Origin of the sequence: Salinigranum sp. (assembly GCF_041641895.1) — an archaeon.
In the GTDB taxonomy this organism is placed as follows: domain Archaea; phylum Halobacteriota; class Halobacteria; order Halobacteriales; family Haloferacaceae; genus Salinigranum.
Genome location: NZ_JBEPXO010000050.1, coordinates 19227 through 27560 on the forward strand (window position 1 = coordinate 19227; position 8334 = coordinate 27560).

The 8334-nt window shown below is 69.6% G+C and carries 5 protein-coding genes and 1 other RNA gene; 3 read left to right on the forward strand and 3 right to left on the reverse strand.

All coding sequences use genetic code 11. The features are described from left to right. Nucleotides 1–713 precede the first annotated feature (713 nt). Entirely contained in the window at nucleotides 714–1316 is a 603-nt protein-coding gene (locus ACESK5_RS11890; RefSeq protein WP_372911783.1) for a TIGR00296 family protein, read from the reverse strand. A gap of 210 nt (nucleotides 1317–1526) precedes the next feature. Here ACESK5_RS11890 and rnpB point away from each other — a divergent pair. From rnpB to ACESK5_RS11905, 3 genes are all read left to right on the forward strand, one after another. Beyond that, an RNA gene (gene rnpB, locus ACESK5_RS11895) (RNase P RNA component) lies at nucleotides 1527–1930 on the forward strand. 98 nt (nucleotides 1931–2028) lie between these two features. Then, a complete protein-coding gene (locus ACESK5_RS11900; protein WP_372911784.1) occupies nucleotides 2029–3105 on the forward strand; it encodes a matrixin family metalloprotease in 1077 nt (358 codons plus the stop codon). A gap of 48 nt (nucleotides 3106–3153) precedes the next feature. After that, the gene (locus ACESK5_RS11905) at nucleotides 3154–3573 is read left to right on the forward strand and encodes a hypothetical protein (RefSeq protein WP_372911785.1); all 420 of its coding nucleotides are present in this window, start codon (nucleotides 3154–3156) and stop codon (nucleotides 3571–3573) included. 12 nt (nucleotides 3574–3585) lie between these two features. On the opposite strand, the gene mutL is transcribed toward ACESK5_RS11905, so the two are convergent. Together mutL and mutS are read right to left on the reverse strand one after the other, a co-directional pair. After that, complete coding sequence (gene mutL, locus ACESK5_RS11910; protein WP_372911786.1) at nucleotides 3586–5232, reverse strand: DNA mismatch repair endonuclease MutL; 1647 nt, start codon at nucleotides 5230–5232, stop codon at nucleotides 3586–3588. Then, nucleotides 5210–8002 carry a DNA mismatch repair protein MutS gene (gene mutS / locus ACESK5_RS11915; RefSeq protein WP_372911788.1) on the reverse strand — a complete coding sequence of 931 codons (2793 nt, stop codon included), beginning with the start codon at nucleotides 8000–8002 and terminating at the stop codon, nucleotides 5210–5212. The genes mutL and mutS overlap by 23 nt, the downstream gene beginning before the upstream one ends. Between the last annotated feature and the right edge of the window lie 332 nt (nucleotides 8003–8334).

Genomic DNA, 8334 nt, shown 5'->3' on the forward strand with positions numbered 1-8334 from the left:
GGCTCGAAAGCCCCAGAGCGACGTGGGGCTCGGTCGGCGAACGCCCGCCCGAGTGCTCGACCAGTGACGGGTTCACGTCGGCGTCCCGAGAGAACAGCGTACGTTGGCCGCCCGGACGGAGTCGGCCGGTCGAGAGGGGCCAGCAGTCGTGAGACTCGACAGATTAGTCCGGTGATATCAGTCCGCTATCATCAGTGTATCGGCAGTTCCCGCCATCTATTTACCACAGTAGAGAGTTGAAATTAATGTAGGACCCGAGATGAGAAACACAGTCGGCGTGAAAGTTCGGTGCGAGGCGTGCTCCGAGTGGGTAGCGGGGGATACGACGGAGCGGTTCCTGCAGTGCGACTGCGGGAAGCAGTACATGATTTCCGTCACGGCGGTGAGTATGCAGTCGAGAAACGATTGAGGCGCAGACGATTCCGGGGACCGCTTCGCGGTGCGGTCGACGTGCGGTGGAGGCCGACTCCGTGCGGTATCCACTCGCTGTCGTCGGCACGCGGGTCGTCCCGAGCGGCGTGTGTCGGGACGGTGCCAGTACGCTTCTCGCTGTCACTGACGAGTCGGAGTGTGTGACCTCCACGCGGAGGGCGGCACTTCCGGACCGAACGGGTGTGAGCGAGTTGGGTTCCGTCTCCGACAGGTTTCGAGACTCCGGACGGAGAGACGGGTCTGTCGTGTCTGAGGACGGTGAAACGCTCGGTGTCGTACGTTTACAGCTCTTCGACGCTGCCGCCGTCGTTGCGCTCGCGGAACACCTGGCCCTCGAACAGCGTGACCATGGCGTCGTCGGTCTGCCAGGCGAACGGCGAGAGCTTGGCCTTGCGGCAGACGCGGGTGAGGTACTCCTCCTTCGACCAGTCGTTCTCGACGGGGATGGTGGGGTAGAGCCAGCCGTGTTTCCCGCCGCTGTCGACGGCAACGCCGTGGCGGCCCAGCTCGAGGTCGGCGAGTGGGTCGTTGGTGAGAAGGTGGTTACAGACGATGCAGACGGAGATGTTCAGGTGGGGCAGTTCCTGGGCTTCGATTTCGGAGCCACAGGAATCGCCCGACGCGGCCTGGATAGCCGCGTCGACGATGGCGTGCCCGAGTTGGTCTTTGCCTCGATACGCCCCCGCACAGCCGCGCAAGCGACCCCGTCCACGTGTGGACTGGAGACGAACGAAGGCACCGGTTCGCGCGTAGAAGGCGTCGCGCATACTCCCCGGTTGCTCCCGTTGGCCATGCAGAACGTACGATTCGACGGATTCTCGGGCCAGTTCGACCGCACGCGCCCCATCCTCGTAGGTAAGGCGAACGGTCTGCGCCTCCGACATACTCTGAAGGTGAACGGCTGACGACTTGAACCCTTCCTTTCACACAAGAAGAATCGTGAGGGTTTATTTCAGGCTCTCCCGCCCGCTCCGCGTCTCTCCTTCGCGTGAGGACTGTGAACAGGTGGCAGATGCAAGCACAAACGCGATACGGTGGCGACGTCGACCGGCGACACCGAACGGCTTAACCACGACCACGGAGTACGAGACGGTGGCAGAGAGAGCCCGGTTCCCGTGGCCGCACCGGCGGCCATGAGGAAAGTCCCCCCACCGTCCGGACAGGTGACCGGGCGCAAGCCCGGAGTCGGAGACGGCTGGCTCTGGAACAGAAACGAGACCCCTCGGTCCGACCGATGAGGCGTGCGAACCCGACCGTGAGGAAGGGGAGTTAACCCGCCGAGGGCTGCGAGGGACCCGGTCCCTCGCCTGCGAGCGGGCGTCGCCCGCGAGCGACGGACCGAGAACGGATGGAACGGCGAATCCTCACCGGTGCAAGTCCGCGCCGTAAGGTAGTCCGGACAGCACGTCTCGGACGTGCCCCCGGACCTCGTCCGGGGTGGACGCGGACGCTCAGCTGAATGCCGGGACGAACAGAAGGGGGCTTACTCCTCTCAGCCGCTCACACCGGCGAGCGACGGCCGTCGTGGTCGTCCCAGTCTCAAACGCGAGAGACACGGGGGAAGGGATTTGTGTCGCGGTACCGACGAACCGATAGATGCCACGGCACGCGACTGTCACGCTCCAGGCCGCGCTGGTCCTCGTAGTCGTTCTCGCGGGCTGTCTCGGGGGATTCGGCCCCGACATGCTCGCGCAGGACGGGGGACAGCACACGGCCGAGTCGGCGCAGACGCCCACGGCGACCGGTGGCGACGCACGGGCGACTGCCGGCGACGGAGACGGGGCGACGGCACGACCGACCGAGAGTCCGTGGGGGACCGACCCCGTCGTCGTCGCCGTCGAGGGACCGCCCGGGCGCGACGTCGCACCGCTCGTCCGCCGTGGGGCAGCCTTCTGGGAGGCGAACTCGACGCGGTACGTCGGCTACTCGGTCGACTACGAGGTCCGCCCGGACGCCGAGAACCCGGACGTTGTCGTCCGGTTCGTCGACGAAATCACGAGCTGTGAGCGGACGAAACACACCGCCGGCTGTGCACCACTCATAACCAGCGCGAACCAGATCAACCGTCCGGTGACCGTCGAGATAAAGACGGGCCTCTCGGACGACTCGACGGAACAGGTCGTCGCGCACGAACTCGGTCACACGCTCGGGCTGGGCCACGACGACGACCCTCAGGGCGTGATGCAGACCGGAGTGACGCTCACCACCCTCCCGCAGCCGAACGCGACCGACCGGGCGTTCCCGTGGAACGACAGCGAGTTCACCGTCTACGTTGACGTCGACGAGGCACCGAACCCCGGCGCCGCGAGAGCGCAGGTGCGGGCGGCGCTCGGCTACTACGAGCGTGGCGCGCCCGGGATGCCAGACAACCTGACCTTCGAACTCGTCGACGACCCCGACGCGGACATCGTCGTCCACTACGCGTCCCAGTCGGCGTGTACGGTCGGGTCGGGGTCGTGTGGGTCGAGTCGCGGCCCCGACCCCGACGGCGACGGCGCCAGCGAGCGGTACGCGCAGTTCACCGTCACCGTCGTCGACATCGACGGCGAGGCCGTCGGCTGGCACACCGGCTACTGGCTCGCCGTCGCGTTCGGCGCGGAGGCAGACGCGGACAAGCCGCCCGTCTTCCGGGACGCCTCCTACCAGGAGCGGCGGAGCGAGTGGTGGGAGTGAGCGGGGAGAGTCAGACCGCTTAATTCCCCGGCCGTTCGTACACCTGGTATGGGCGAGAATCGGTCGCTGGACGAGTTCTTCCCGGCGAGCGACGACGCCGACGACGAGGCCGTCGACGCCGCGGCTGACGACGACACCGACACCGACCGGACGGCCCCCGGAGGAACCGACGGCGACGACACTGACCGCGACAGAGCGGAGCGGGCCGAGGCCGATGCCGACTCCCCGGCAGGAGACACGGCCGCCACCGGCGAGGCGGCGGCCGGTTCGGACGCGAACGGCGTGGAGGACGGAGAGGCCCCCGCCCACGTGGACGAGAGCGACGGACCCGCGGACGAGGCCGACCGCACGCGGGCGACCTACCGCTGGTCGCCCGACGGCGACGACTGCCCCGTCTGCGGCGAGACGGCCGACCGACAGTGGCGCGACGGCGACCGGTTCGTCTGTGCCGACTGCAAGGAGTGGTGAGCGCCGGGCGGCTCAGCCGAGGCGGGTGTTCCCGCGCTCGAAGCCGCGGACCAGCGTCTCCTCGTCGATGGCGAGGACCGTCGGCCGGCCGTGGGGGCAGGCGTACGGCTGTTCGCAGGCGCCGAGCCGTTCGAGCAGTCGCTCGCCCGTCTCGACCGAGAGCGTCTCACCGGCCTTGAGCGACGGGTGACACGCCAGCTCTTTCAGCAACTCGTCGCGGACGCGTTCGGGCGTCTCACCACTCTCGCCGTCGAGGACGTCGAGCACCGTCCGCAGCGACTCGGGGGCCGCCGTCCGGCCGAGCGGCGCCGGGACGCACGAGACGCGGACCGTGCCGCCGCCGAACGTCGACGCCGCGTAGCCCAGCGCCTGGAGTTCCTCGGCGAGGGCGTCGACGAGGGCCGCCTCGGCGGCCGACACCGAGAGGGTCGCCGGCGGGTCCACCTCGACGGAGGGGACGTCCCCGACAGCGGCGCGCAGGCGCTCGTAGTTGACGCGCTCGTGGGCGGCGTGCTGGTCGACGACGAGGAGTTCGTCGTCCGCCGCACAGAGCAGGTACAGGTCACGGAACTGCCCGATGACGGTGACGTCGCCGAGTCGTGACGGCTCGTCGAGCGGCCGCAGGCTCGTCTCGAGATCCATCGCCACCTCGCCGCTCCGCCGGAGGTCAGCCGTCGACAGCGCGTCGTTCACGCCCCGTTCGGCCCGTCGGTAGACGCCGTCGTCGCGGACGGCCACCTCGGCCTTCGCGGGGTGGACGTTGTGGTCGACCGCCTCGGGAGGAAGCGTCACCCGGACGACGGCGACGGGTGCCCGGTTCGACGGGAGGAGCGATCCGTAGCCCGCGACGACCGCCCGGCGGAACGCCTCGTCGACGACCGGGCGGCCGTTGATCGCGACGTGGACGTGGTCGCGGGTGGCGCGCGTGACCGACGGGTAACAGAGGACGCCGTCGACGCGTGTCTCGTCGCCGTCGCCGTCGTCGCCGACGAAGGAGAACGTCGTCGACTCTCCGGCGACGGTCCGGTCGTACACGCCCAAGAGGGCGTCGGTGTCGCCCGAACCGGGTGTCGAGAACGTCTCGCGGCCGTCGTGCGACAGCGAGAATCCGACGTCCGAGTGACAGAGCGCGTAGCGCGACAGGAGCTTCGAGACCCGGGCGAACTCCGCCTTCGCGGAGCCGAGATGCTTCCGGCGTGCCGGCCGGTTGTGGAAGAGGTCACGCACCTCGACGGTCGTCCCGCGCGCGCGTCCCGCCGTCGCAGTCTCGACCACGCCGTCGGCGACGTGGACGCGCGTCCCGCGCGGCCCGTCGTCGTTCGTCGTCAGCGTGAGGTCCGCGACGTGAGCGATACTCGGGAGCGCCTCGCCGCGGAAGCCGAGCGTCGAGACGCGCTCGATGTCGTCGGGACCGGAGAGCTTCGACGTTGTGTGACGCTCGACGGCGAGGGCGGCGTCCTCGCGGGCCATACCGTGGCCGTCGTCGCGGACGCGGAGGCGGTCGGTGCCGTCGCCGTCGACGGCCACCTCGACCCGGGAGGCGCCGGCGTCGAGACTGTTCTCGACGAGTTCTCTCACGACGTCGACCGGTCGAGTGACGATTTCGCCGGCGGCGATACGGTTCCGGGTCTCGGGGTCAAGTCTCCTGATTCGCGTCATCGAGTCTCCGCTGGAGTTCGTGGAGGAGGGCGAGAGCGTCCATCGGCGTCGTCCGGGCGACGTCGAGTCCTCGAATCTCGGCCAGGACCTCGCGGACGACGTGGTTCTGGTCGTCACGGGCCCCTCGTGCCGAGTCGGCGTCGGGCAGTGGCGCTGACTTCGCGCGACCACCACCACGTTCGTGAGGCTCCGACAAGGTCTTTTCGGCCGGGTTGGGAGCCCCGTTCGTCACACCCGGACGCGAGGGACGGCCCGTATCGGCCACGGCAGGTGTGTCGCGGGTGGGCGCCCCTTCCCTGCCGGTCGCCGCGTGCTCGTCACCGCTGTCCCTGTCGGACTCTGCGGACTCGTCCGCCGCCGTGCGGCGGGCCGCCTCGCGTTCGGCCGCGTCGACCAGGTCGTCCGCCCGTTCGACGACGCGGGCGGGGACGCCCGCCAGTCGGGCCACCTCCACGCCGTACGACGACGACGACGGCCCCTCGGCGACGCGGTGGAGGAACGTCACCCCCTCCTCGTCGCGGTCGGCAGTGAAGTGCAGCGTGAACACGCCCTCGTGGTCCGCCTCGAGGTCGGTCAACTCGTGGTAGTGGGTGGCGAAGAGTGTCGACGCGCCCACCTCGTCGTGGATGAACTCCGTCGTCGCCTGCGCGATGGCCAGTCCGTCCGTCGTCGCCGTTCCCCGTCCGACCTCGTCGAGGAGGACCAGCGACTCCGCCGTGGCGGCGTGGAGGATGTCGGTGAGTTCGGCCATCTCCCGCATGAACGTCGACTGCCCGCCCGCGATGTCGTCCGAGGCGCCGACGCGGGTGAACACGCGGTCGACGACCCGCAGGCGGGCGCTGGCGGCGGGGACGAAACACCCCGCCTGTGCCATGAGACAGACGAGCGCGACCTGTCGCATGTACGTCGACTTCCCCGACATGTTCGGCCCGGTGATGAGCGCGACGTCGCCGCGGGAGAAGTCGATGCCGTTGGGGATGAACTCGGTCGTTCGCTCCACCACGGGGTGTCGACCGTCCTCGATGCGGATGGCGTTCGCCCCGAACGTCGGCCGCACGTAGTCGCGGTCGACGGCGATGCTCGCGAAGGCCACCAGGACGTCGAGTTCCGCCAGCACGTCCGCGAGCGCCTGCAGTCGCTCCCCCTCCGCGGCGACCGAGGAGCGGACCTCACAGAAGAGTTCGTACTCCAGCGAGTCGGCCCGCTCCGACGCCGAGATGATCTCGTCCTCGCGCCGTTTGAGTTCGGGTGTGTAGAACCGCTCGGAGTTCTTCAGCGTCTGTCGGCGGGTGTAGTCCTCGGGGACCCGGTCGAGGTTCGGATTCGTCACCTCGATGTAGTAGCCGTGGACCTGGGTGTACCCCACCTCCAGCGAGTCGATGCCCGTCCGTTCTCGCTCCCTCGCCTCCAGCTGCGAGACCCACTCGCGGCCCTCGCGTTCGGTCGCGCGGATGTCGTCGAGTTCCTCGTCGAACTCCTCGCGGACGACGCCGCCTTCCGTTACCTCCTGAGGTGGGTCGGGGACGATGGCCGACTCGACGAGCGAGCGGACGTCGCCGCAGTCGTCGAGGCGGTCGGTCAGGCCGTCGAGGCGCGCCGCGTCGTGGTCCAGCGAGGAGAGCGCCTCGCGCACGTCGGGGACGACGGCGAGCGTCGTCGCCAGCGAGCGGAGGTCACGCGCGTTCGCCCGGCCGCGGGAGACGCGACCGACGAGTCGTTCGAGGTCGTACACCTCCTTCAGGTTCGCGTGGAGCGTCTCGCGGACGACCCCCTCCCTCGAGAGTGCCTCGACGGCGTCGAGTCGAGACTCGGCCTCGTCGCGGTCGACAGTCGGCCGGCGGAGCCACGCTTCGAGGCGACGACGGCCGAGCGCACACGCCGTCTCGTCGAGGGTCTCCATCAGCGTGTGTCCCGACCGGGACCGCGAGTCGAACAGTTCGAGACTCGCGAGCGCCGTCGCGTCCAGTCGCATCGACTCGCTGGCGTCGAACCGCGTGACGTGAGAGACGTAGTCGAGGTGGTCGCCGCCCTGGGTGTACTCGGCGTACGCGAGGACGGCTCCCGTCGCCCGGACCTCGGCGTCGTTCGCCAGCACCGCGTCGGGGTGTGTGTAGGCCGCGGCGCGGGCGCGGGCGGCGTCGAACTCGAAGGCCGACACGTCGTACGAGGTGCGCATCGCGTCGGTCACGACGTCGTCTCCGTCGAGCGTTCCGTCGAGTTCGGGGGCCGTGAGCAGTTCCGCCGGCGAGCGCCGTTCGAGTTCCTCGAAGACGGTCGAGCGGTCGCCACTCGTCACGAGACACTCGCCGGTCGAGACGTCGACGAGCGCGAGCCCGTACGTTGCACGCTCCCCCGCACTCCGCTCTCTGACGAGCGCCGCGACGTAGTTCGCAGTGCTCCCCTCGAGGTACGCGTCGTCGACGAGCGTCCCCGGCGTGACGAGCTGGGTGACTGCACGGTCGACCAGCCCCGACGCCTCCTCGGCGGGCTGGACCTGGTCGGCGAGCGCGACCCGGTAGCCGGCGTCGAGCAGGCGCTCGACGTACGACGCCGCGTTGTCGATGGGGACGCCGGCCATCGGATACCGCCCCGTCGAGTCCTCGCGCTTCGTGAGCGTCACCTCACAGACGCGGGCGACCGTCTCCGCGGCGGCACAGAACGCCTCGTAGAAGTCGCCCACCTGAAAGAGGACGAGCGCGTCGTCGTGGGCCTCACAGAGGTCGGTGTACTGGGCCATCATCGGCGTCAACTCGTCCCGGACGTCGAGCATCTCGCGCGGCGCGCCGAGCGCGGGGTCGGAGCCGGCCGTCCCGTTCTCGTCCCCGTCGGCCCCCGCCGACCCGTCCGACGCACCCCCGTCGACGTCGCTCGCGTCCGCGTCGAGGTCGGTGTCCCCGCTGCCGTTCATGTGCGGATAGCCGGCGATGGAGGGGTAAAAAGCGTCGGGTCTGTGCACGGGCCGTGTGCCGTCGGTGTCTGGACGCACCGCTGCTGTCCCGGGGGCCGCGGTCACTTCGTGATGCCCGCGCTGGTCGAAACCCCCTCGAACGAGCGGACCGAGCGCAGGAGCAGACGCTCGGAGAAGCCGGACGCGAACGCGAT

Excerpts from the sequence above, each read along its gene's own strand:
- ACESK5_RS11905 (WP_372911785.1), top strand. The coding sequence starts at position 3,154 with ATGGGCGAGAATCGGTCGCTGGACGAGTTCTTCCCGGCGAGCGACGAC.
- ACESK5_RS11900 (WP_372911784.1), top strand. The coding sequence starts at position 2,029 with ATGCCACGGCACGCGACTGTCACGCTCCAGGCCGCGCTGGTCCTCGTA.
- ACESK5_RS11890 (WP_372911783.1), bottom strand. The coding sequence starts at position 1,316 with ATGTCGGAGGCGCAGACCGTTCGCCTTACCTACGAGGATGGGGCGCGT.
- mutS (WP_372911788.1), bottom strand. The coding sequence starts at position 8,002 with ATGCTCGACGTCCGGGACGAGTTGACGCCGATGATGGCCCAGTACACC.
- mutL (WP_372911786.1), bottom strand. The coding sequence starts at position 5,232 with ATGACGCGAATCAGGAGACTTGACCCCGAGACCCGGAACCGTATCGCC.